General features: G+C 39.1%; 28 protein-coding genes, 1 tRNA gene and 1 riboswitch. Of the genes, 25 read left to right on the top strand and 4 right to left on the bottom strand.

Translation table 11 applies throughout. From position 1 onward, the window contains the following. Positions 1-25: 25 nt before the first annotated feature. Together srtG2 and hemH are read left to right on the top strand one after the other, a co-directional pair. Entirely contained in the window at positions 26-898 is an 873-nt protein-coding gene (srtG2, locus tag KX728_RS05065) for a PI-2 pilus system class B sortase SrtG2 (RefSeq protein WP_049477724.1), read from the top strand. A gap of 77 nt (positions 899-975) precedes the next feature. Beyond that, entirely contained in the window at positions 976-2,070 is a 1,095-nt protein-coding gene (gene hemH / locus KX728_RS05060) for a ferrochelatase (RefSeq protein WP_070838619.1), read from the top strand. A gap of 41 nt (positions 2,071-2,111) precedes the next feature. Here the strand turns inward: hemH and mscL are convergent, their stop codons facing one another. Together mscL and KX728_RS05050 are read right to left on the bottom strand one after the other, a co-directional pair. Then, a complete protein-coding gene (gene mscL, locus KX728_RS05055) occupies positions 2,112-2,492 on the bottom strand; it encodes a large conductance mechanosensitive channel protein MscL (protein WP_000910206.1) in 381 nt (126 codons plus the stop codon). 79 nt (positions 2,493-2,571) lie between these two features. Further along, positions 2,572-3,009, bottom strand: coding sequence for a GtrA family protein (locus KX728_RS05050; protein WP_215804640.1), 438 nt, complete (start codon positions 3,007-3,009; stop codon positions 2,572-2,574). Positions 3,010-3,037: 28 nt separating this feature from the next. Continuing rightward, a riboswitch (PreQ1 riboswitch) is annotated at positions 3,038-3,134 on the top strand. Between KX728_RS05050 and KX728_RS05045 the strand changes: the two genes are divergently transcribed. The 4 genes from KX728_RS05045 (at position 3,132) to dapA (ending at position 6,292) form a co-directional block, all read left to right on the top strand. Next, positions 3,132-3,644 (top strand): QueT transporter family protein, encoded by a 513-nt coding sequence (locus tag KX728_RS05045; RefSeq protein ID WP_000737303.1) that lies wholly within the window; start codon positions 3,132-3,134, stop codon positions 3,642-3,644. Its footprint overlaps the riboswitch before it by 3 nt. A 104-nt stretch (positions 3,645-3,748) precedes the next feature. After that, positions 3,749-3,821: transfer RNA gene (locus KX728_RS05040), tRNA-Thr, on the top strand. 402 nt (positions 3,822-4,223) lie between these two features. Beyond that, positions 4,224-5,300 carry an aspartate-semialdehyde dehydrogenase gene (locus KX728_RS05035; protein WP_000542494.1) on the top strand — a complete coding sequence of 359 codons (1,077 nt, stop codon included), beginning with the start codon at positions 4,224-4,226 and terminating at the stop codon, positions 5,298-5,300. A gap of 56 nt (positions 5,301-5,356) precedes the next feature. Continuing rightward, the gene (gene dapA / locus KX728_RS05030) at positions 5,357-6,292 is read left to right on the top strand and encodes a 4-hydroxy-tetrahydrodipicolinate synthase (protein ID WP_000121601.1); all 936 of its coding nucleotides are present in this window, start codon (positions 5,357-5,359) and stop codon (positions 6,290-6,292) included. Between the two features lie 46 nt (positions 6,293-6,338). Here dapA and mnmE read toward each other — a convergent pair whose 3' ends face one another. Both mnmE and KX728_RS05020 read right to left on the bottom strand, forming a co-directional pair. Next, positions 6,339-7,712: a tRNA uridine-5-carboxymethylaminomethyl(34) synthesis GTPase MnmE gene (gene mnmE, locus KX728_RS05025; protein WP_215804641.1), complete on the bottom strand. Its 1,374-nt coding sequence runs from the start codon at positions 7,710-7,712 to the stop codon at positions 6,339-6,341. 134 nt (positions 7,713-7,846) lie between these two features. Then, positions 7,847-8,029 carry a 4-oxalocrotonate tautomerase gene (locus tag KX728_RS05020; protein ID WP_001117401.1) on the bottom strand — a complete coding sequence of 61 codons (183 nt, stop codon included), beginning with the start codon at positions 8,027-8,029 and terminating at the stop codon, positions 7,847-7,849. A 122-nt stretch (positions 8,030-8,151) separates the two neighbouring features. On the opposite strand from KX728_RS05020, the gene KX728_RS05015 reads away from it, so the two are divergent. The 19 genes from KX728_RS05015 (at position 8,152) to KX728_RS04925 (ending at position 22,641) form a co-directional block, all read left to right on the top strand. Further along, on the top strand, positions 8,152-8,751 hold the full coding sequence (locus tag KX728_RS05015) for a thymidine kinase (RefSeq protein ID WP_215804642.1): 600 nt from the start codon (positions 8,152-8,154) through the stop codon (positions 8,749-8,751). Then, positions 8,741-9,220 carry a GNAT family N-acetyltransferase gene (locus KX728_RS05010; protein WP_215804643.1) on the top strand — a complete coding sequence of 160 codons (480 nt, stop codon included), beginning with the start codon at positions 8,741-8,743 and terminating at the stop codon, positions 9,218-9,220. Before KX728_RS05015 ends, KX728_RS05010 begins: the two co-directional genes overlap by 11 nt. A gap of 9 nt (positions 9,221-9,229) precedes the next feature. Then, a complete protein-coding gene (gene prfA, locus KX728_RS05005; RefSeq protein WP_215804644.1) occupies positions 9,230-10,309 on the top strand; it encodes a peptide chain release factor 1 in 1,080 nt (359 codons plus the stop codon). Next, positions 10,309-11,145 (top strand): peptide chain release factor N(5)-glutamine methyltransferase, encoded by an 837-nt coding sequence (gene prmC / locus KX728_RS05000; RefSeq protein ID WP_215804645.1) that lies wholly within the window; start codon positions 10,309-10,311, stop codon positions 11,143-11,145. The genes prfA and prmC overlap by 1 nt, the downstream gene beginning before the upstream one ends. Continuing rightward, positions 11,129-11,731, top strand: coding sequence for an L-threonylcarbamoyladenylate synthase (locus tag KX728_RS04995; RefSeq protein ID WP_215804646.1), 603 nt, complete (start codon positions 11,129-11,131; stop codon positions 11,729-11,731). The genes prmC and KX728_RS04995 overlap by 17 nt, the downstream gene beginning before the upstream one ends. A 1-nt stretch (position 11,732) precedes the next feature. Continuing rightward, positions 11,733-12,164: a GNAT family N-acetyltransferase gene (locus KX728_RS04990; protein ID WP_215804647.1), complete on the top strand. Its 432-nt coding sequence runs from the start codon at positions 11,733-11,735 to the stop codon at positions 12,162-12,164. A gap of 59 nt (positions 12,165-12,223) precedes the next feature. Next, a complete protein-coding gene (gene glyA / locus KX728_RS04985; protein WP_215804648.1) occupies positions 12,224-13,480 on the top strand; it encodes a serine hydroxymethyltransferase in 1,257 nt (418 codons plus the stop codon). 7 nt (positions 13,481-13,487) lie between these two features. Next, a complete protein-coding gene (locus KX728_RS04980; RefSeq protein ID WP_215804649.1) occupies positions 13,488-14,462 on the top strand; it encodes a nucleoid-associated protein in 975 nt (324 codons plus the stop codon). Further along, on the top strand, positions 14,462-15,064 hold the full coding sequence (locus tag KX728_RS04975; protein WP_042768074.1) for a lysozyme family protein: 603 nt from the start codon (positions 14,462-14,464) through the stop codon (positions 15,062-15,064). Before KX728_RS04980 ends, KX728_RS04975 begins: the two co-directional genes overlap by 1 nt. An 86-nt stretch (positions 15,065-15,150) precedes the next feature. Then, positions 15,151-16,125: a DUF1002 domain-containing protein gene (locus KX728_RS04970; protein ID WP_215804650.1), complete on the top strand. Its 975-nt coding sequence runs from the start codon at positions 15,151-15,153 to the stop codon at positions 16,123-16,125. Between the two features lie 73 nt (positions 16,126-16,198). Beyond that, a complete protein-coding gene (gene rlmD, locus KX728_RS04965) occupies positions 16,199-17,557 on the top strand; it encodes a 23S rRNA (uracil(1939)-C(5))-methyltransferase RlmD (protein WP_215804651.1) in 1,359 nt (452 codons plus the stop codon). A gap of 308 nt (positions 17,558-17,865) precedes the next feature. Further along, the gene (gene aac(6') / locus KX728_RS04960; RefSeq protein WP_215804652.1) at positions 17,866-18,294 is read left to right on the top strand and encodes an aminoglycoside 6'-N-acetyltransferase; all 429 of its coding nucleotides are present in this window, start codon (positions 17,866-17,868) and stop codon (positions 18,292-18,294) included. 56 nt (positions 18,295-18,350) lie between these two features. Beyond that, complete coding sequence (locus KX728_RS04955; protein WP_223335616.1) at positions 18,351-18,959, top strand: Type 1 glutamine amidotransferase-like domain-containing protein; 609 nt, start codon at positions 18,351-18,353, stop codon at positions 18,957-18,959. Positions 18,960-19,137: 178 nt separating this feature from the next. Beyond that, positions 19,138-19,881 carry a CPBP family intramembrane glutamic endopeptidase gene (locus KX728_RS04950; protein ID WP_215804653.1) on the top strand — a complete coding sequence of 248 codons (744 nt, stop codon included), beginning with the start codon at positions 19,138-19,140 and terminating at the stop codon, positions 19,879-19,881. A 154-nt stretch (positions 19,882-20,035) separates the two neighbouring features. Beyond that, entirely contained in the window at positions 20,036-20,842 is an 807-nt protein-coding gene (locus tag KX728_RS04945) for an alpha/beta hydrolase (RefSeq protein ID WP_215804654.1), read from the top strand. A gap of 11 nt (positions 20,843-20,853) precedes the next feature. Continuing rightward, a complete protein-coding gene (locus tag KX728_RS04940; protein ID WP_206283640.1) occupies positions 20,854-20,982 on the top strand; it encodes an ADP-ribosylglycohydrolase in 129 nt (42 codons plus the stop codon). A gap of 182 nt (positions 20,983-21,164) precedes the next feature. Next, positions 21,165-21,611 carry a hypothetical protein gene (locus KX728_RS04935; RefSeq protein ID WP_215804655.1) on the top strand — a complete coding sequence of 149 codons (447 nt, stop codon included), beginning with the start codon at positions 21,165-21,167 and terminating at the stop codon, positions 21,609-21,611. 179 nt (positions 21,612-21,790) lie between these two features. Further along, on the top strand, positions 21,791-21,919 hold the full coding sequence (locus KX728_RS04930; protein WP_215804656.1) for an ADP-ribosylglycohydrolase: 129 nt from the start codon (positions 21,791-21,793) through the stop codon (positions 21,917-21,919). Positions 21,920-22,023: 104 nt separating this feature from the next. Continuing rightward, complete coding sequence (locus KX728_RS04925; RefSeq protein ID WP_215804657.1) at positions 22,024-22,641, top strand: SAP domain-containing protein; 618 nt, start codon at positions 22,024-22,026, stop codon at positions 22,639-22,641. Positions 22,642-22,676: the final 35 nt, after the last annotated feature.

Genomic DNA, 22,676 nt, shown 5'->3' with positions numbered 1-22,676 from the left:
GGCTAGAAAGGAGAAAGAAGGAAATATGAAAACAAGTACAAGTCGCGAAGCCATAAAGGCCATTCTATCCCTCTTTCTAGCTTTTTTCTGTCTTTTTACAGCTGATAGAGCTCTTGCGAGCGACTACGATCATTATAATCCCATTGAAAAGGATGCCAGCAGTACGGGCTTTGAAACCTTGCAACACCTCAACAAGGATGTTTGTGGTTGGATTAGCCTCGATGGGACCAAGGTAGACTATCCTCTCTTACAGAGTCAGGACAATGTCAAATACCTTGACCGCAATGCCTTTGGCGATTATACTGTGTCAGGTTCTATATTCCTAGACTATCGTTTTAACCCAAATTTTACGGACTTTAACACCATCATTTATGGTCACTCCATGGCTTCTGGTGCTATGTTTGGGGAGATTCAAAAATTTGCGGATCAAGATTTTTTTGAAAAGCATCGTTATGGCTCTATCTATTATAACGGCCGTGAACGAGGGCTTGAGATATTTGGAATTTTAGAAGTAGATGCCTATGACACGGAGATTTACCGAACTTTGAGTTCCAACGATGAGGAACACCAGGCCTACTATCAATATTTGCTAAGTAAAGCCAAGTACAAGCGAGATGTTTCCTTGACCTCAACGGACAAGATTGTTTTATTAAGCACCTGTTTCCTTAATATTACCAACGGACGGCATATCCTCTTAGCTAAAATAACGGATGCACCAGTAAAAGCAGCCCAGGATAAAAGTGGGGAAGCAGTAGGGACGCGGTATTTCGATCAAGGCCTACCAACGCATTGGATTTATATCCTTGCCTTTCTTCTCCTGATTATCGTTATTTTACTCCTTGTCGTTATCATCCTAATCATAAGGCGAGATAGAAAGACAAAAGAACAAAAGAAATAGTAGACGTCGGAAGCGTTTACTATTTTTTTCTTTCATGATAGAATAGATAGTGAAAATAATATCATAAGGATGATAACATGAAAAAAGCTATATTAATGATGACCTTTGGATCCCCAGAGGAGATTAGTTTTGAAGGAGTAGCAGAATTTTTTACAAATATTCGTCGTGGTGTTAGACCCCAAGACCACGAGATTCAGACTCTCTATGACAACTATGTCCTTATCGGTGGGACGCCCTTGCAGCGGATTACACGTGAGGAGGTTGATTTAGTCAAGGAACGTTTAGGCGAGGAGTACGGTATCTACTTTGCCAATAAGTTTTCTCGGCCCTTTATCCCTGATGTGATCAAGCAGATGGAGTCTGATGGTATTGAAGAATGTATTTGTTTGATTTTGGAACCTCATTATTCCTTTTACTCAGTCATGGGGTATGAAAAGTTTTTGGAAAGCCAGCAGATCCGATTTTTAGTTATTAAGGACTGGTATCAGCAACAGCCTTTGCTGGACTTCTGGACAGATGAGATTAGAAAAATTTTACGAAACCATGTGGGAGAAGAATCTTTCAAGGTAATCTTTTCAGCTCACAGTGTTCCCATTTTTGCCTTGGATTATGGAGATCCTTATATCGATCAGATTTTCGATAATAGCAAGCTCATTGCTGAACAACTCGGCCTAACAACCGACCAGTATACCAATACTTGGCAGAGCGAAAGCGATATTGGAATCCCTTGGATCAAGCCAGATGTCTTAGAATATTTACGAGAACAAAAGCAACATCCAGAGCATTATATTTTTGTCCCGATTAGCTTTATCAGTGAGCACATCGAAGTCTTGTTTGATAACGATGTGGAATGTTATGAGTTGTGTCAAGAATTAGGTGTCACCTACCATCGTCCACCTATGCCCAATACAGATAGCCGTTTAATTGACGCTTTAGTTGCTACTGTACGAGCCAATGAAGACAAAGAATTTAAAGCTTTTCTCCCAGAAGAAGAAACCTTCGATGAGTTAGCGCCTTCGGCAACTACAAAGGACATCATGGAGGAGACAGACGACCTTCAGATGCCAGAATTTGTCAAAAAACTCATTGAGAAAAAAGGCCGTGAAAATGTGAAGATGCCTTACTTGATTAAGAAAATGCTCGAAAAGGCTGGGAAGTTACCAAAAGAGTAAAGAAAAAAGGATTTAGCTTTAAGCTAAATCCTTTATCTGTTTTATTTTTTCTCAAGAAGAGCTTTGATTTCTTGAAGAACTTCAAGTTCAGTTGGAGCAGCAGGTGCTTCCTCAACCACTTCCTCTTTCTTACGAAGGTTTTGCGCTTTTTCCATAGCTTTAATAACGAAGAAAAGCACAGTACCTACAACGAGAAAGTTGATAATAGCACTCAAGAATTTACCATATGTAACACCATTCCATGCAAGCTCAGCGATGTTTTGTACTTTCGCAGCTTCCAAAGCTGGGTTCAATAGAAGTGGAGTGATGATATCGTTAACAAATGAAGTAACGATAGCACCAAATGCAGAGGCAATGATCACACCGACAGCAAGGTCAACGACATTACCACGAAGCAAGAATTCTTTAAGATCCTTTAACATTTTCATAAATTCCTTTCCTAATTTTCTAATTTATTATATCCTAAATTGTGACAAAAAGCAACTTGAACGCTCAAAGTGGTCAGTTGTTCCCTTTAAAAATATAGATTTTACTGAAAATATAGTTTAAAATGATGATCAAGATTTGTGCTAGAATAGTTTCAATCGTATTAACCCTATCTATATTAAATTCGATAAACTGGCCAATAATATCAGGGAAAGTTGTAACAAAGATATAAGTTAAAAGAACGTCAAGACCAAGAGTAGAAAGACGAGCTAAGAAAAACTTAGCCAGGCGGGTTGGCCAATTCCTTCTCTCTTGTTTAAAGACGATTGTATCATTTGTGAGAAAGGCAAAGAGAATCCCGATAATATTTGCGAGGGCAGTTGCGAGGATTTCCTGGTGGCTGATATGGTAAATAACCAAACGTGATACAATAGAAACCAGAGTAGTAGCGCCACCAAAAAAAAGATAGGCAAGGATTTCATTATCAAAGAAAGCTTTTATTTGATTTTTCATGATTTTAGTATAGCATAAAGTCATATATTGTGCTATACTGGTAAGGTTGATAACCTCAACCCTTGGTGCTTAGCTTCTTTCACCAAGCATATTTTACGCGGGAAACCGCTAAAGGAGAAAACATGAAAAAATTAACTGTTCGTGACATGGCAGACATCGCTATCGTTGCTGCGATCTATGTAGTTTTGACTATTACGCCACCAATCAATGTTCTTAGTTTTGGGGCGTATCAGTTCCGTATTTCAGAAATGTTGAATTTCTTGGCCTTTTACAACCCTAAATATATCATCGGTGTGACAATTGGATGTATGATTGCTAATTTATTTAGTAGTTTTGGCCTAATAGATGTCTTTGTCGGTGGAGGTTCTACCCTAGTTTTCCTTAGTCTAGGGGTATTGCTCTTTGCAAAATACAGCAAAGATTACCTCTTTAACGGATTGATTCGAAAAGATCATTTCTTCTTTTCAATTCTCTTCTCCATTTCAATGATTACCATTGCAGCTGAACTCCATATCTTGACAGAAGCTCCCTTCTTCTTCACATGGTTCTCTACTGGAATTGGTGAGTTTGCATCACTTATAGTGGGAGCGATTTTGATTGGTAAACTGGGACAGCGAATCGATCTAACAAAATAAGAAGTTTATAAGCTAGATTCTTGATAAGTCTAGCTTTTTTCATTCCATAAATTAAAAGAGAGCGCTTGACAAGAACATAGAACTATAGTATACTTTTTAGGTAAGCTGATTTAGCTCAGTTGGCAGAGCGCATCCATGGTAAGGATGAGGTCGCCGGTTCAATCCCGGCAATTAGCATTAGATAGACAGGAAAAGCCCTTGATTTACAAGGGTTTTTGTTATGTCTGCCCCAAATCTGCCCCAAATTTTTCAAAGATATTTCTTATGCACCTGTATAAATGAAGTAAAGCGTTTTGGCTGTTGACAAAAGTGACTCTATCTAGTAGAATAGTAGATGCGATGAGTCGATAGGTAGTCTTCGGACTACTATTGAGCATAAGGAGGTCATAACGCAGGAGCGGACCTTGATGAGTTGTGTGAACCTGCTCATCACATGGAGATGCCTCTTAGTCCCTGGTCAATGACTGGGGATTTTTAATTTTCAGAAAATATAACCCAAAAATGCTTTTCAATTTCTTGAAAAAGTAGTATAATACATCTATTATAGAAATTTTTAGAAAATTCCGAAAGAGGTTATTTATGGGATATACAGTTGCTGTAGTCGGCGCGACAGGTGCTGTCGGAGCTCAGATGATAAAAATGTTGGAAGAATCAACACTTCCAATCGATAAAATTCGTTACCTTGCTTCTGCACGTTCAGCAGGCAAGACTTTGAAATTTAAGGACCAAGATATTACGATTGAAGAAACGACTGAGACAGCTTTTGAGGGTGTTGATATTGCACTCTTCTCAGCAGGTGGTTCGACATCAGCTAAGTATGCACCATACGCAGTTCAAGCTGGAGCTGTAGTAGTAGATAACACATCTTATTTCCGTCAAAATCCAGATGTTCCTTTGGTTGTTCCAGAGGTCAATGCTCATGCACTTGATGCCCACAACGGGATTATTGCCTGCCCTAACTGTTCAACAATCCAAATGATGGTGGCTCTTGAGCCTGTTCGTCAAAAATGGGGCTTGGACCGTATCATCGTTTCAACTTACCAAGCGGTTTCAGGTGCTGGTATGGGAGCGATTCTTGAAACACAACGTGAACTTCGTGAAGTCTTGAATGACGGTGTGAATCCACGTGATTTGCATGCGGAAATCTTGCCTTCAGGTGGTGACAAGAAACACTATCCTATCGCCTTTAACGCTCTTCCACAAATCGATGTCTTTACTGACAATGATTACACTTATGAAGAGATGAAGATGACCAAGGAAACGAAGAAAATCATGGAAGATGATAGCATCGCAGTGTCTGCAACATGTGTTCGTATTCCAGTTTTGTCAGCTCACTCTGAGTCTGTTTACATCGAAACAAAAGAAGTGGCCCCAATCGAAGAAGTGAAAGCAGCTATCGCAGCCTTTCCAGGTGCAGTTCTTGAAGATGATGTAGCGCATCAAATCTATCCACAAGCCATCAATGCAGTTGGTTCACGTGATACCTTTGTTGGTCGTATCCGTAAAGACTTGGATGCAGAAAAAGGAATCCACATGTGGGTTGTTTCAGATAACCTTCTCAAAGGTGCTGCCTGGAACTCAGTTCAGATTGCAGAAACGCTTCACGAACGTGGATTGGTTCGTCCAACAGCAGAGTTGAAATTTGAATTAAAATAGTCATATCGTTTAGGAGTTCAGATGAACTCCTTCTTTGAAATAGAGAGGTGTTTCTCATGTCTTATCAAGATTTAAAAGAGTGTAAAATCATCACAGCCTTTATTACCCCTTTCCATGAGGATGGTTCCATCAACTTTGATGCCATTCCGGCCTTGATTGAGCATTTATTGGCCCATCACACAGACGGCATTCTTCTAGCTGGAACGACTGCTGAGAGTCCAACTTTAACCCACGATGAGGAGTTGGAACTCTTTGCGGCTGTACAAAAGATTGTTAATGGACGTGTTCCTTTGATTGCGGGTGTAGGTACCAATGATACACGTGACTCGATTGAGTTTGTCAAAGAAGTAGCAGACTTTGGTGGTTTTGCTGCTGGGCTTGCTATCGTACCGTACTACAACAAACCTTCACAAGAAGGAATGTATCAACACTTTAAAGCGATTGCAGACGCTTCAGACCTACCTATTATCATCTATAACATTCCAGGGCGTGTAGTTGTTGAATTGACTCCAGAAACCATGCTTCGTTTGGCTGACCATCCAAATATCATCGGTGTTAAGGAATGTACTAGCTTGGCTAATATGGCTTACTTGATTGAGCACAAGCCAGAAGAATTTTTGATTTATACTGGTGAGGATGGAGATGCTTTCCATGCTATGAATCTTGGTGCGGATGGGGTTATTTCTGTTGCCTCCCATACAAATGGAGATGAGATGCACGAGATGCTCACTGCCATTGCAGAAAGCGATATGAAGAAAGCAGCAGCTATTCAACGTAAATTCATTCCTAAGGTCAACGCCCTCTTCTCTTATCCAAGTCCTGCTCCAGTTAAGGCTGTTTTGAACTATATGGGATTTGAAGCTGGACCAACTCGATTACCTCTAGTTCCAGCACCAGAAGAAGATGCTAAACGCATTATCAAAGTTGTCGTAGATGGCGACTACGAAGCAACTAAGGCAACTGTAACAGGTGTCCTTAGACCAGATTACTAATAAAGACAATAAAATCCATGACCGCAAGAGCGATCATGGATTTTTCTTATTTTCCTAAACAGAATTGGCTAAAGAGTTGGGTAATGAGTTCATCAGGAGCTGCATCACCTGTGATTTCTCCGAGAATTTCCCAAGTACGAGTCAAGTCAACTTGAAGCAAATCAACTGGCATCCCCAGTTCCAGACCTTCGTTAACAGCTTGTAGGCTTTCAACGGCCTTTTCAATCAAGGAAATATGACGGGCATTAGATAGGTAAGTAGCATCTTGCTCAACCAAACCAGCATTTTCAAAGAAGAGGTTGTTAATGCGTTCTTCAATCTTATCGATATTCTGGTTTTTAAGAACTGAAATACGGATGACATCTTCTGGAAGTTCAGAAGTTTCAATCGCTTCAGGTAGATCAGTTTTGTTAAGAAGAATAATGCGGTTGGTATCCTGACTGATTTCTAAGAGTTGACGATCTTGGGCGGTCAGTGGTTCACTAGCATTTAGCACTAGTAGTACTAGGTCAGCTTCTTTGAGGGCTTTTCTCGAACGCTCGACACCGATTTGTTCGACGATGTCATCTGTTTCCCGGATACCGGCTGTATCAATCAATTTGAGAGGAACCCCGTTAATGTTGACGTATTCTTCGATAACATCTCGGGTAGTACCAGCGATGTCTGTTACGATGGCCTTATCTTCACGCAGGAGATTGTTGAGAAGACTGGATTTCCCAACATTGGGACGACCGATGATAGCAGTTGAAATTCCCTCACGAAGGATTTTACCACGACGAGCTGTTCTAAGGAGATTGGTTAGCAATTGTTCAAACTCCATAGTCTTCTCGCGGACGACAGCAGTAGTAGCTTCCTCAACATCATCATACTCAGGATAGTCGATATTGACCTCTACTTGGGCAAGCGTATTGAGGATTTCTTGGCGAGTATTATTAATGAGGTCAGAAAGGGAACCATCTAGTTGTTTGACAGCAATGTTCATAGCCTTGTCTGTCTTGGCACGGATGATGTCCATCACCGCCTCAGCCTGTGTTAAGTCCACACGACCGTTTAGAAAGGCACGCTTGGTAAATTCACCCGGTTCAGCCAATCGAGCTCCTTCACGGATAGCTAGTTGGAGAATTTCATTGGTTACCGCAATCCCGCCGTGGGTGTTAATCTCGATAATATCCTCACGAGTGAAGGTCTTGGGAGACTTCATAGCTCCAACCATAACTTCGTCCATGACCTTCCCAGTTTGAGGGTCAACGATGTGACCATAGTTGAGGGTATGGCTTGCAACCTTGCTCAAGTCTTTTTCTTTAAAAATCTTTTGCGCGATGGCAAAGCTATCTGTTCCGCTCAAGCGGACAATACCAATGGCTCCTTCACCTAGTGGAGTAGAGATAGCAGCGATGGTATCAAATTCACGTGTAATCATACTAATTCCTTTTGTATTTCTTTTCTTAGGATATGTATCCAAGCATCTCTTCAAATTGTAACAAAATTAGACTATTTCTTCAATGGATGCTACTTGGAGATTGAAAAAGCCTAAGCAATTCTGCTTAAGCTAGATTATTTGGTGCGCATTTCCCCTTGAGGGAAGTAGGTTCCTTCTGGCATGTCGTTGATGATGACATGAACAGCTGATTGAGGTGCTCCAGTGTTGCGGACAACAGCTTCCGTTACTTCCTTAGCCAGAGCTTTCTTTTGCTCGAGCGTGCGTCCTTCAAATAAATCGATGCGTACAAATGGCATAATAGCTTCCTCCAGTAGTTTTTGATTTCTTCTATTTTACCACATTTTGCCGTTTAAAGCTTCAGAAAATTATGATATACTAGAATGTAGCAAAAATTTAGAAATGGACGTGAAATAGAAGCATGGCACAGTTGTATTATCGTTATGGGACCATGAACTCTGGTAAGACGATTGAGATTCTCAAGGTGGCCTATAACTACGAGGAGCAGGGAAAGGGAGTTGTGATTATGACTTCGGCTCTGGATACGCGTGACGGTGTTGGCTATGTGTCGAGTCGAATCGGCATGAAACGCCCAGCCATTGCGATTGAGGAAACGACAGATATCTTCGGTTATATCCGTGACTTACCTGAAAAACCTTACTGTGTGTTGGTCGATGAGGCCCAGTTTCTCAAGCGTCACCATGTTTACGACCTAGCTCGTGTTGTTGATGAGTTAGACATACCTGTCATGGCTTTTGGTTTGAAGAATGACTTTCGTAATGAATTGTTCGAAGGTTCAAAATACCTCTTGCTCTTAGCAGACAAGATTGACGAAATCAAGACCATCTGTCAGTATTGTAAGAAAAAGGCGACCATGGTGTTGCGCACGCACGATGGTGTGCCAGTCTATGATGGTGAACAAATTCAGATTGGTGGAAATGAAACTTATATCTCAGTCTGCCGTAAACATTATTTTGCGCCAATGATAACATCTAACCAGGAGAACAACTATGACAATTGAACTGAGAGATGTTACAATGGGAAATTATTTTGATGTTTTGAATTTGGATGTCAAGGAATATCAAAAACAATTCATTGCAACCAACGCAATTAGTTTAGCTGAAGCATATGTCTACACCAAAAATGGAGATTTTGTAGCTCCATTGGCAGTTTATGATAATGATGCAATTATAGGTTTTGTGATGATAGCTTATGATAAAAAGATCGGAATTAGTAGTGGAAAATATTTACTATTTCGTTTTATGATTGATAAGAATTTTCAAAATCAAGGATATTTTAAGCCAATTATGGATAAAGTGCTGGACTATGTTCGGACAGCGCCAGCAGGTTTAGGCAATAAACTTTGGTTGTCTTATGAGCCAGAAAATGAACATGCAAGATCTTGTTACCTCAGTTATGGATTTAAAGAAACTGGGGAAATATTTGAGAACGAAGTAGTAGCAATCTATGATTTAACAATTGAGGAATAAGGAGAAAAAATGAACATCTATGATCAACTACAAGCTGTAGAAGACCGTTATGAAGAATTAGGAGAATTGCTCAGTGACCCTGAAGTGGTATCTGATACCAAACGCTTCATGGAATTGTCCAAAGAAGAAGCTGGGACACGTGATACGGTAACTGCCTACCGTGAGTACAAACAAGTCCTTCAAAACATCGTTGATGCTGAGGAGATGATTAAGGAATCAGGAGGAGATGCGGACTTGGAAGAAATGGCCAAGCAAGAGCTCAAAGATGCCAAGGCTGAAAAAGAAGAATACGAAGAAAAATTAAAAATCTTGCTTCTTCCAAAAGATCCAAACGATGACAAGAACATCATCCTTGAAATTCGTGGAGCGGCTGGTGGTGACGAAGCGGCACTTTTCGCCGGAGACCTTCTAACCATGTACCAAAAGTATGCGGAAGCCCAAGGCTGGCGCTTTGAAGTTATGGAAGCGTCAATGAACGGCGTAGGTGGTTTCAAAGAAGTGGTTGCTATGGTTTCTGGTCAGTCTGTATACTCTAAACTCAAGTATGAGTCTGGAGCCCACCGTGTGCAACGTGTCCCTGTGACAGAAAGCCAAGGTCGTGTTCATACATCAACTGCCACAGTTCTTGTCATGCCTGAAGTAGAGGAAGTAGAATACGATATTGATCCAAAAGACCTTCGTGTTGATATCTACCACGCATCTGGTGCTGGTGGACAGAACGTCAATAAGGTTGCGACTGCCGTGCGTATCGTTCACTTGCCAACCAATATCAAGGTCGAGATGCAGGAAGAACGTACCCAGCAGAAGAACCGTGAGAAAGCCATGAAAATCATCCGTGCGCGTGTTGCTGACCATTTTGCTCAGATTGCCCAAGATGAACAAGACGCTGAACGTAAGTCTACTATCGGTACTGGTGACCGTTCAGAACGGATTCGTACTTATAACTTCCCACAAAACCGTGTTACAGACCACCGTATTGGCTTGACCCTCCAAAAACTAGATACCATCTTGTCTGGTAAATTGGATGAAGTTGTGGACGCCTTGGTGCTCTATGACCAAACACAAAAATTAGAAGAATTAAACAAATAATGAAATTAGCTCAATTATTTTCAGGTTTTGAAGAAGAGTTGATAAGACAAGGAGAGGAAGCTGAAAGCCTCTCTTTTGTCTATCGTTGCCTGAAAAATCTCTCTTTTACAGACTTTGTCTTTGCCCTCCAGCAAGAGGTAACAGAGGCCGAAAAACAATTTGTAGAAGAAATTTTCCAGCAGTTAGCGGCCCACAAACCAGCTCAGTATATCATTGGTCACGTAGATTTCTTTGGGATGCAGTTAAAAGTAGATGAGAGAGTTTTGATTCCTCGTCCAGAGACAGAAGAGTTGTTGGAACTCATCCTCACAGAAAATCCTGAGGAAAATCTTAAGGTCCTAGATATCGGGACTGGAAGTGGCGCCATAGCTCTTGGATTAGCTAAATACAGATCAGATTGGTCAGTGACAGCAGCAGATATTTCCCAAGACGCTTTGCAGCTTGCATCAGAGAATGCTAGAAATCAAAATCTTAATATATTTTTTAAAAAATCTGATTGTTTTGCAGAAATTTCTGAAAAATATGATATAATTGTATCCAATCCACCCTATATCTCTCGTGAAGATGAGTCAGAGGTTGGTTTGAATGTTTTGCATTCAGAGCCTCATCTAGCTCTTTTTGCAGATGAGGATGGCCTAGCTATTTACCGCAGAATTGCGGAAGATGCAAAAGACTATCTCACAGATGGTGGTAAGATTTACCTTGAAATTGGATACAAGCAAGGTCAAAGTGTTCCTGCGCTTTTTAGGAAACATCTTCCTGAAAAACGGGTACGAACACTCAAGGACCAATTTGGTCAAGATAGGATGGTTGTAGTTGATGATGGACAGGATTAGACAAGAGTTGGAAAAGGGCGGAGCTGTTGTTTTGCCTACAGAGACAGTTTATGGTCTTTTTGCCAAGGCCTTAGATGAAAAAGCTGTCGACCATGTTTACCAACTCAAACGTCGTCCTAGAGATAAGGCACTCAATCTTAATGTCGCTTCTCTAGAGGACATCTTGCACTTTTCAAAGAATCAGCCAACTTATCTACAAAAGCTTGTAGAGGCCTTTTTACCGGGTCCCTTGACCATTATCCTCGAAGCCAATGACCGAGTTCCCTATTGGGTCAACTCTGATCTTGCAACTGTTGGATTTCGGATGCCGAGTCACCCTATTACACTGGATTTGATTCGAGAGACAGGACCCTTGATTGGGCCGTCTGCCAATATCTCGGGTCAGGCGAGTGGAGTGACCTTTGCTCAAATTCTAGAGGATTTTGACCAAGAGGTTTTGGGTCTGGAGGACGACGCTTTTCTAACTGGACAGGATTCGACTATTTTGGATTTGTCTGGAGACAAGGTGAAAATCTTACGCCAAGGGGCGATTAAGCGAGAAGATATTCTTGCACAGTTGCCAGAGATTTCTTTTGAGGAGGAATGAGATGCTAAGAGATTTGCAAGAAACAGATGTGAATGCTATATGTGAGATTAACCAAGAGGCTTTGGGCTACTCTTTTAGTCCAGAGGACACAGCTAGTCAACTAGCTAGACTGTCTCAGGATTCTCATCATTTCCTACTTGGTTATGAGGATGAAGTCAGCCATGTCCTACTTGGATATGTCCATGCTGAAGTTTATGAATCCCTCTATTCCAAAGCAGGATTTAATATCTTAGGCTTAGCGGTTTCACCTCAAGCACAAGGGCAAGGTATCGGTAAAAGCTTACTGCAAGGGTTGGATCAAGAAGCAAAAAGACGGGGTTATGAGTTTATCCGCTTAAACTCTGCTGATCATCGTCTGGGAGCTCATGCATTTTATGAAAAAGTTGGTTATACTTGTGATAAAGTGCAGAAACGGTTTATTCGCATCTTTTAGTTTATTTTCTTATTGAAAAACAAACTAAAGGACCAGTCACACTATAAAGGAGAAGACCTATGATTTTTGACAAAGACGATTTTAAAGCATACGATGCTGATCTATGGAATGCTATTGCCAAAGAAGAAGAACGCCAACAAAACAATATCGAGTTGATTGCTTCGGAAAACGTGGTTTCCAAGGCTGTTATGGCAGCTCAAGGGTCTATCTTGACAAACAAATATGCCGAGGGTTACCCAGGACGCCGTTATTATGGTGGAACTGATGTAGTAGACGTGGTAGAAACTTTAGCTATTGAACGTGCAAAAGAAATTTTCGGTGCTAAATTCGCCAATGTCCAACCTCACTCAGGAAGCCAAGCCAACTGTGCAGCATATATGGCTTTGATTGAGCCTGGTGACACTGTAATGGGAATGGATTTGGCAGCAGGTGGACACTTGACCCACGGAGCTCCAGTTAGCTTCTCTGGTCAAACCTACAACTTTGTTTCTTATAGTGTGGATCCTGAAACGGAACTTTTGGACTTTGATGCTATCTTGAAACAAGCCCAAGAAGTAAAACCAAAATTAATTGTAGCTGGTGCTTCAGCCTATTCTCAAATTATCGACTTCTCAAAATTCCGTGAAATCGCAGATGCCGTTGGTGCTAAGCTCATGGTCGATATGGCTCATATCGCTGGTTTGGTGGCGGCCGGACTTCACCCAAGCCCAGTGCCATACGCTCATATCACTACAACAACGACCCACAAAACTCTTCGTGGACCGCGTGGTGGTTTGATTTTGACAAATGATGAGGACCTAGCTAAGAAAATCAACTCAGCTATTTTCCCAGGTATTCAGGGTGGTCCTTTGGAGCATGTTGTGGCGGCTAAGGCGGTTTCCTTCAAAGAAGTTTTGGACCCAGCTTTCAAGGAGTATGCTGCTAATGTCATCAAAAACAGCAAGGCTATGGTTGAAGTCTTCTTGCAGGATCCTGATTTCCGTATCATTTCTGGCGGTACTGAAAACCACCTATTCTTAGTGGATGTTACTAAGGTTGTTGAAAACGGAAAAGTGGCTCAAAACTTGTTAGATGAAGTTAATATTACTCTAAATAAAAACTCAATTCCATACGAAACCTTGTCACCATTCAAGACAAGTGGTATTCGTATCGGAGCAGCAGCCATCACTGCACGTGGATTTGGTGAAGAAGAAAGCCGTAAAGTGGCTGAACTCATCATTAAAACCCTTAAGAATGTAGAAAATGAAGCTGTCTTAGAAGAAGTGAGAAGTGAAGTCAAAGCGTTGACAGATGCCTTCCCACTATACGAGGACTAATACTTTTATGGACATTTATATTAAGAAAGCCATTATCCATCAGTTCAGTCCGGATGATACCGAGCTGTTTCTAGCGGATAAGTTTCTCAATATCACTCCAAAAATCGAGGAATACCTACGTAAAAAAATCGAACGCGTGTATTCAGATGAAGCCAAGACTGGGATTTTCGAAGAAGAAAATCCCTTCTTCAATCACATCACAGATGATTTGTTGGAGACATCAGTAACACTGGCTAATCTCTGGAAAGAGGAGTTTAGCATTTCTGAAAAACTCAAGACCAATGACTTGGTTTTTGTTCAGTTTTCTAAAGAAGGCGTTGAACATTTCGCTTTCTTGCGAATTGCTCTACGTGAGACCTTGACCCACCTCGGTGGAGAAGTTGATAATCCAATCAAGCTGACTCAGAATAACCTGCCTGGATTTGGAACGGGGGCTGACGAGGCCTTGGTGGTTAATCTACAGAGTCGCAAGTACCACCTCATCGAAAAACGTATCAAGTACAATGGGACTTTCTTGAATTATTTTTCAGATAATCTCTTAAGCGTTGCACCTAAGATTTCACCAAAGAAATCCATCAAGGAACTGGAAAAAACGGCTCAGAGAATTGCTGAAACTTTTAACACAGATGATTTTCAATTTCAATCTAAGGTCAAATCAGCGATTTTTAACAATCTGGAAGAAAACAATGAACTGTCACCTGAAAAATTGGCTAATGACCTTTTTGACAACAATCTGACAGCTCGTTTGAGCTTTATCGACCTAGTCAAGGAAGCCGTACCAGAACCAGTCCAGTTCGATGAAATTGATGCTAGTCGCCAATTAAAGAAATTTGAAAATCAAAAACTTTCCTTGTCAAATGGAATTGAACTCATCGTTCCAAATAATGTTTACCAAGACGCAGAATCGGTCGAGTTTATCCAAAATGACAATGGCACCTATTCTATCTTAATCAAAAATATCGAGGATATTCAAAGTAAATAATGTTTAAATTTATAAGAAGAGTGCTTGTGCTAGCAGTCTTCCTTTTCGCAGGATACAAAGCTTATCATATCCATCAGGATGTTAAACAAGTCATGACCTACCAACCCATGGTGCGAGAAATACTCAGCGAAAGAGATACTCCAGCAAATGAAGAGTTGGTGCTCGCCATGATTTATACCGAAACGAAGGGTAAAGAGCGGGATGTCATGCAGTCTAGTGAGTCTGCTAGTGGCGCTACCAATACCATCAATGACGATGCCTCTAGTATTCGCCAAGGGATACAAACACTAACAGATAACCTCTATTTGGCACAGAGCAAAGGAGTAGATGTCTGGACCGCCGTTCAAGCCTATAATTTTGGACCTGCCTATATCGACTTTATCGCTCAAAATGGCAAGGAAAATACTCTGGCATTAGCCAAGCGTTACTCCCGAGAAACGGTCGCTCCAATCCTTGGTAATACTACAGGGAAGACCTACACCTATATTAACCCTATTTCTATCTTTCACGGTGCCGAACTCTATGAAAATGGTGGAAATTATTACTACTCGAGACAGGTTCGCTTTAATCTCTATATCATGAAATTCTTTAATTTCTTCTAAACATCTGGTTTGACCAGGTGTTTTTCACTATAAGTTTTCTTTAAGATTGTTTTATTACCCTAGAAAGGTAAAGGAGGGAATACCCCATGAGAAAGAAATTCTTTCTAACAAGTGCTGCAATATTGTGGGCCGCAACAGCTATGACGAGTGTCCACGCAGCAACTGATGTTCAAAAAGTAATCGATGAAACCTATGTTCAACCTGAATATGTTCTAGGTTCTTCTCTATCTGAAGACCAGAAAAACCAAACTCTTAGCAAACTTGGCTATGACGCATCAAAAGACACCAAAGATATCAAAACTATGACACCGGATGTCTACTCGAAAATTATGAATGTTGCTAATGATGCTAGCCTACAGCTCTATTCGTCAGCTAAGATTCAAAAGCTGGGGGATAAGTCGCCTCTAGAAGTCAAGATTGAAACGCCTGAAAATATCACCAAGGTGACGCAGGATATGTACCGTAACGCTGCAGTGACACTGGGAGTGGAGCATGCCAAAATCACAGTTGCAGCACCTATTCCAGTTACAGGAGAGAGCGCCCTAGCAGGGATTTACTACTCGTTAGAGGCCAATGGTGCTAAAGTACCGCAAGCCAATAAAGACTTGGCCCAAGAGGAGCTAAAAGCCTTATCAGATATCAATGCTGAAAACAAGGACAAGTCAGGCTACGATGCCAATAAACTCAATGTCGCTTTGGCAGATATCAAGGCAGGAATTGCAAAGGCAAAAGAAGCCAAAGGCAATCTGACAGAAGAAGATGTCCGCAAAATTGTAGAAGACACACTAAAAAATTACAAACTCGATCAGGTTATAACAGGAAACCAGGTCAATATCATCATCAATTTTGCACTTAACCTCTCAAAGAGTGACATTTTGAACAATGCTGATTTCACCAAAACCCTAAATGATCTCAAACAAAGCATCGTTTCCCAAGCTGGAGATAGTTTTAAAAATATCAATCTCAATTTTGATGCCAATAAAGCGCTAGAAGAGGGTGGCAACTTCTTTAGCTCTCTTTGGCAAGCCATTGTCAACTTCTTCAAGAGTTTTGGTGCTTAGGTCATTTCATGATATAATAGATGGTAACAGAAATGTTGCCGTCTTTTTTGTCGGCCAATAGAAAGTGAAGAATATGTTAAAGAAAAATGATATTGTAGAAGTTGAAATTGTCGATTTGACCCATGAAGGGGCAGGAGTTGCCAAGGTAGATGGTTTGGTTTTCTTTGTAGAGAATGCTCTTCCGACTGAGAAAATTCTTATGCGTGTCCTTAAAGTCAATAAAAAAATTGGCTTTGGGAAAGTTGAAGAATACCTTGTTCAATCACCTCATCGTAACCAAGATTTAGATTTGGCTTACCTGCGTTCAGGAATTGCTGACTTGGGGCATCTTGCCTACCCAGAACAGCTCAAGTTTAAAACCAAGCAAGTCAAAGACAGTCTCTACAAAATTGCTGGCATTAGAGATGTAGAGGTCGCTGAAACGCTGGGTATGGAAAATCCAGTCAAGTACCGTAACAAGGCGCAAGTTCCAGTTCGTCGTGTCAATGGTGTCTTGGAAACTGGCTTTTTCCGTAAGAATTCCCATGATCTCATGCCACTGGAAGATTTCTTTATCCAAGATCCTATGATTGATGAGGTAGTAGTGGCCCTACGCGACTTGCTCCGTCGTTATGATTTGAAACCTTATGATGAAAAGGAACAGTCTGGCTTGATTCGAAACCTCGTTGTGCGTCGTGGTCATTACTCAGGGCAAATCATGGTCATTTTTGTGACAACTCGTCCAAAAGTTTTCCGTGTTGACCAATTGATTGAACAATTAATCAAGCAGTTTCCAAATATTGTGTCTGTCATGCAAAATATCAACGACCAGAATACCAATGCGATTTTCGGTAAGGACTGGCGCACCCTTTATGGACAAGACTTTATTACTGACAAAATGCTCGGCAATGACTTCCAAATTTCTGGACCAGCCTTTTACCAGGTCAATACTGAAATGGCAGAGAAACTCTATCAAACGGCTATTGACTTTTCAGAATTAAAAGCAGATGACGTGGTTATCGATGCCTACTCAGGAATTGGAACCATTGGCTTATCCGTTGCTAAGTATGTCAAGGAAGTTTATGGTGTTGAAGTTATTCCAGAAGCAGTAGAGAATAGCAAAAAAAATGCCCGACTAAACAATATCTCAAACGCCCACTATGTCTGTGATACAGCTGAAAATGCTATGAAGAATTGGCTCAAGGAAGGTATCCAACCAACCGCTATCCTAGTCGACCCACCAAGAAAAGGCCTCACAGAAAGCTTTATCAAGGCAGGTAGTCAAACAGGAGCAGACCGCATTGCCTATATCTCCTGCAATGCTGCAACCATGGCGCGTGATATCAAACTCTACCAAGAGTTGGGCTATGAATTGAAGAAAATCCAGCCGGTGGATCTTTTTCCTCAAACGCATCATGTTGAGTGTGTGAGTTTGTTAGTGAAACGCAGTTAAACCTCAAAAGGTTCACCCAAACCTTTTGAGTCCCACAAACGCATCATGTTGAGGCGGTATCACTGTTGTACGAGCTGAGGCATCAGCGAAGTAGGAGTAGATGCTCCACCCATGGGATAGGACTCGTAGAATGAGGAGGGAAACCGACGAAATGATACGGTAAGTCCGAACCGCTGAGTGCATGGCTCTGCTCTTCCGATCTGAGACAGTCGAAAAGTAGAAGGGGATGGTATTGGTATCAATCAATGAGTAACAAAGTAACAGCATGATTCGAAACATTTGCTTGTGATTTGCGGAGGAACATCAATATGGATGGAATAACAAAAGATTCTATAAAAACGGCTAAATTAATAAAACAATTATGGCCCCAATTGACCGATAAAGAAGCTTTTGATGAAGTAAAAAAATATACGAATGGCAAAAATACTGCAATCTTTACTGAAGTTGAAGGTGACACAATTGTAGGTCTAGCACTATGTTCACTCAGATTTGATTATGTTGAAGGTTGTAAATATAGTCCTATTGGATTCTTAGAAGGGATTATTGTCGACGAGGAATATCGTTTAAAGGATATTGCTAAAAATCTCTGTACAAAATGTGAGGAATGGGCGAAAAATAAAGGATGTAAGGAATTTGCAAGTGACTGTACTTTAACGAATACGGATTCTATAAGATTTCATCTCAATATTGGATTTCAGGAGGCAAATAGAATTATTCATTTTAAGAAAAAATTATAATTTAGAAACGTGAATAAACTTGTTAAACTTTATGTATCTTTAGAAAGTGTGTTAACTTGAAAAAACAAATTTTTTTGATGGGTGGGAATCCCCCAATAACGAAATATAGCATTGTTGATAAAATTGTATTATCAAGCAAGATTGAAAGAATTGTTATTTTTACGGTTTTTCGAGATAATTGGCAACCCTATATGAAAAAGTACACAGAAGTTTTCCAAAGTCAATTTCCTAATCTAAACACTGATTACTTACTTTTGGACACTGAGCAGATTGATTTTGATAGCTATTTAGATGCTGATCTAATCATCATTGGTGGAGGAAATACGGAAAAATATATAGCTACTTATGTCAATCAGGAGTTCAAAAATTATATCGATCATATGCTTAATAAAGGGGCAAAAGTTATAGGGTTTTCTGCAGGAGCCCTATTATTAGGAGAAAAAGTATATGTCTCACCTAATGATAATTCAGATCATCAGATAAAGATAAAAAATGGATTAGGACTCTTTAGTCAGTTTTTAATTAGTGTCCATTATGATTCCTGGAATGATAAAGCTAATAAGGATAGAGCAGAAGAACTTGTCAGTGTTCCCATAATTCCACTAAATGATCATTCCTGTCTTGTATTGGATAGACTTGGAAACATTATTGAGAAAATTGACTAGTTTTAATCATGCGAATCTGAATCTACGAAACTAAAGTATTGACGAAATGAATAGTGAAAAGCCTTGATTGTAAGGCTTTTTTGTGTTTTTATGATAGAATATAGGTAGTTATAATCGATAGCAACTAAGAAGCAGTAAAAATATTATTCATAAAATAATCAAGATTAGGAAGAAAAAAATGACAGAAATTGATAAAAGGAATTTAAAAAAATATCTTTGTTTTACATTTGGAATTACTTATATATCTTGGGGGCTTCTTGCCATATTTACACAATCTTATATTTTGGGATTAGAGACACTTATAGGAAGAATATTACATATAGTTGGTGCACTTGGACCAGCTATTGCAAGTGGCTTTTATTTAAAAAGTAATAATATAAAATTTAAACATTTTTTATTTAATAAGATAGAAAATAGTAGTATTTATTTCATTTATCATATGTTAGCAATTTTGATACTATTTTCTGTATCTTCCTTAGAATTAAACGGAGTATCAATTTATCTGATGCCATTATTCTTTATACAACTAATTTTTTTTGGTGGTGGACATGAAGAATTAGGATGGAGAGGAATATTACAACCATTACTTGATAAAAAATATACTTATTGGCAATCTAATTTGATTGTAGGATCAATTTGGGGAATATGGCATCTGCCTTTATGGTTTATAGTTGGAGAAAGTCATCAAGGATTTCCTTTTATTTTATTTTTTATATATACATTATTTTTAAGTTTTGTTTCAGGGCTTCTTTACTGTCAAACGAAATCTGTGGGATACTGTGTATTATTTCATGCATTCGCAAATTTGTTAAATCTCTATTTTGTGTTAAAAATTAATCTTATTTTTATTATCATTTTTATTGGTTATTTGATTTATACTATATTGGCGAGTAATAGAATTAGTAAGGAAACAACATTTTAAAATTTAGATCAGGATATCCATTATTGAAAGTAACGTGTGGTCATTCTAGATAATCAATGTTAGAGACTTTTCTATTTGATGAGACATCACTGCTTGTACGAGCTGATTAAACATGGGTGTAGCTAGTGAAAGTTCTACAGTAAGGAGTTTAAACATGAAATTCCATGAATTTGGTGATAAGAATTTGCCTCCTATTTTACTGATACATGGTGGTGGAAGTTCTTGGTGGAATTATCTTCGTCAAGCACGAATCTTGTCAGAAGAATACCGTATTATTCTACCCACTTTGAATGGCCACGGCGAGGAATATCGACTTGATTATGTTTCTACTGAAGATTCTGCTTTGGAGATTCTAGACTATATCAAAGCAAACTGTGGTGGGAAATTATTTGCAATCGGTGGTGTTTCACTTGGTGGTCAAATTACCATGGAGCTTTTGTCTTTAGACAGTGAAATTGCTGAGAAGGCCATCATAGATGGAAGCCTCTGCATTCCTCAACCAAGGTTAGCTAAAATCAGCATCTTTCTAGTGTCTCTATTTGGTAAACTGATGTTCAATAAATTCTCTTGCAAACTTCAGTTAAGCATGATGAACAAACTCTATCCTAAACTGGCTTATCCAGAGGAAATAAAAGCTTATTATTTGGAGGATTTGCCAAGGACGCCTATCAAAACATTGGTGACCATTTACAAAAACTATATGGGATGTTACAAGCTGAAAGATATGATTTCTGCTAGCAAGGCTCAGGTTCTGTATATCTATGGTGAAAAAGAATTGAACTGTGTGAAAGAATCAGCGAAATTATTTCATCAGCTACATTCAAATACAATTTTGTATGAAGCAAAGGGCTATAACCACTGCTATTTATCAGCTTACTTGCCTTATGAGTGGATTGATTTGGTGGTGCCATTTTTAAAGAGTGATTCATTAGAAATGTGTAACGAATCTGATATGCCATAAGGAGGAAACGTATGCTAGGAGCAATAGTTGGAGACATTGTAGGTTCAGTTTACGAATGGAACAATATCAAAACGAAGGATTTTTCTTTATTTTGTAAGGATTGTTTTTTCACGGATGATACGATAAGTTCGAAACGCTGAGTGTGTAGCTGTGCTGGTAAAAGCGTAAAAATCTTATAACAAAAGAACTTAAGAAAGTATTGAAACAAAGGCTTTTGCCGTAAGAGATATTTTAGTATTATGCCTGAAATTAAAATAGGCTAAGAGTAGATTTGTGAGTTTTGAACAATTTTTCCTAGCATACTTAGGAATGGAGAGATAAGATGACATGGACTAAGGAATATTTTTCTAAAATTGAATTTATTATTCATTGTGGTTGTGAAATTTTTGGTTATTTTGAGTGTAATCTGATGAACTCTGAACTGTCCTACCAAGAGTGTGGGAATACTGGAATGATCGTTTTTGAACATAGTCAGAAACTATCCGAAAAAGCCTTATCTAAACTCATGAAATATACGCGACTTATTGATTTTGAGAAATATAGAAAGGGGAACAATTCAAATAAGAATGATAAAGTTATTGGTTATAGAGATGCATTTTCGATAACTTTCAAGGGCTATAGTCAAGATGGACAAGCTTTATTGATATATAATATGGACTATGTTTACAAGGATTGGTACAATAGACCCGTTGATAACTTGTACAGTTTTATAAGCGAAACCTATTTTTCAGATTTTCAAAATAATAGATGTTTTATTGCTCAAGGCTGATGGCTGGTGTACTTCGTTTTAGGTATAATATGAAGATGTAGTACATAGTGAAATCAAAAAAGTTTTTTAATTATAATTTGATTAGATGAATACCTATAAATTATACAAAATTCGTTAATAGATAATTTTAAAACTATAGTTGATGGTCAAATTCCCGATATCTTACAAGGAGGAATCTTATGGTAGGAGCAGTTATTGGAGATATTGTAGGTTCAGTTTACGAATGGAATAATATCAAAACGAAGGGTTTTCCTTTATTTCGTGAGGATTGTTTTTTCACGGATGATACGATAAGTTCGAAACGCTGAATGTGTAAGCTTGTTAGTGAAATGTAGCTAATCCTCAAAATAAAGAAGCCAAAATTCCATTATTTTGAGATGAAAACCTAAACTGTTTTTAAGGAGGTGAAATATTGATAGAAAGCAGACCTATGTTTGAAAAAATCTCATCCTTTGATGAATTTAATAAATACTATTGGTATCGTGATGAACTCTCACAGATATGCAAGTCATTAGGACTTGAAAATAGAGGTACAAAACAAGAACTCAATCATATTATTGAGCAGTACTTTAAGGGCAATTTGATTAAAAAATCATCAGTAAAAAGGAAAAAGAAACGAGTAGAAGTCGTTACCTTAGATACGCCCTTGCTTGAATGCGGGTTCTCCTTTAACGCACACTTTAGAGAATATTTCTCAACTTTAACAGGTGTTTCCCCCTTTAAATTTACTGCTGATATGGCCACTGCTTGGAGAAAAGTAAAAAGAGAACATGATTTAAGTTTTACCATTCAAGATATGTTAAAAATTTATTATGGAAATTCAGATTATGCCAAGTATGATCATTCGGTTTGTCAATGGAATCAATTTCTAAAGGATTTCTGTGCAGACGAAAATAGTGCCAACTACTCTAATAAACTAAAAGTAGCTTCTATTCTTTGGAAAGAAGTTAGAAATTCAAGTAATGAAAAAATTTATTCAAAAAAACTTTTAACTGAATATGCTGATAGAATAGACGAGTATGAAAAGTAGAAATGTCAGTCTCAACCAATAGTTTGTAAGGAGGA

It is taken from the genome of Streptococcus oralis (assembly GCF_019334565.1).
GTDB classification, from domain to species: domain Bacteria; phylum Bacillota; class Bacilli; order Lactobacillales; family Streptococcaceae; genus Streptococcus; species Streptococcus oralis_CR.
This window is presented reverse-complemented; position numbering and strand designations above follow the sequence as displayed.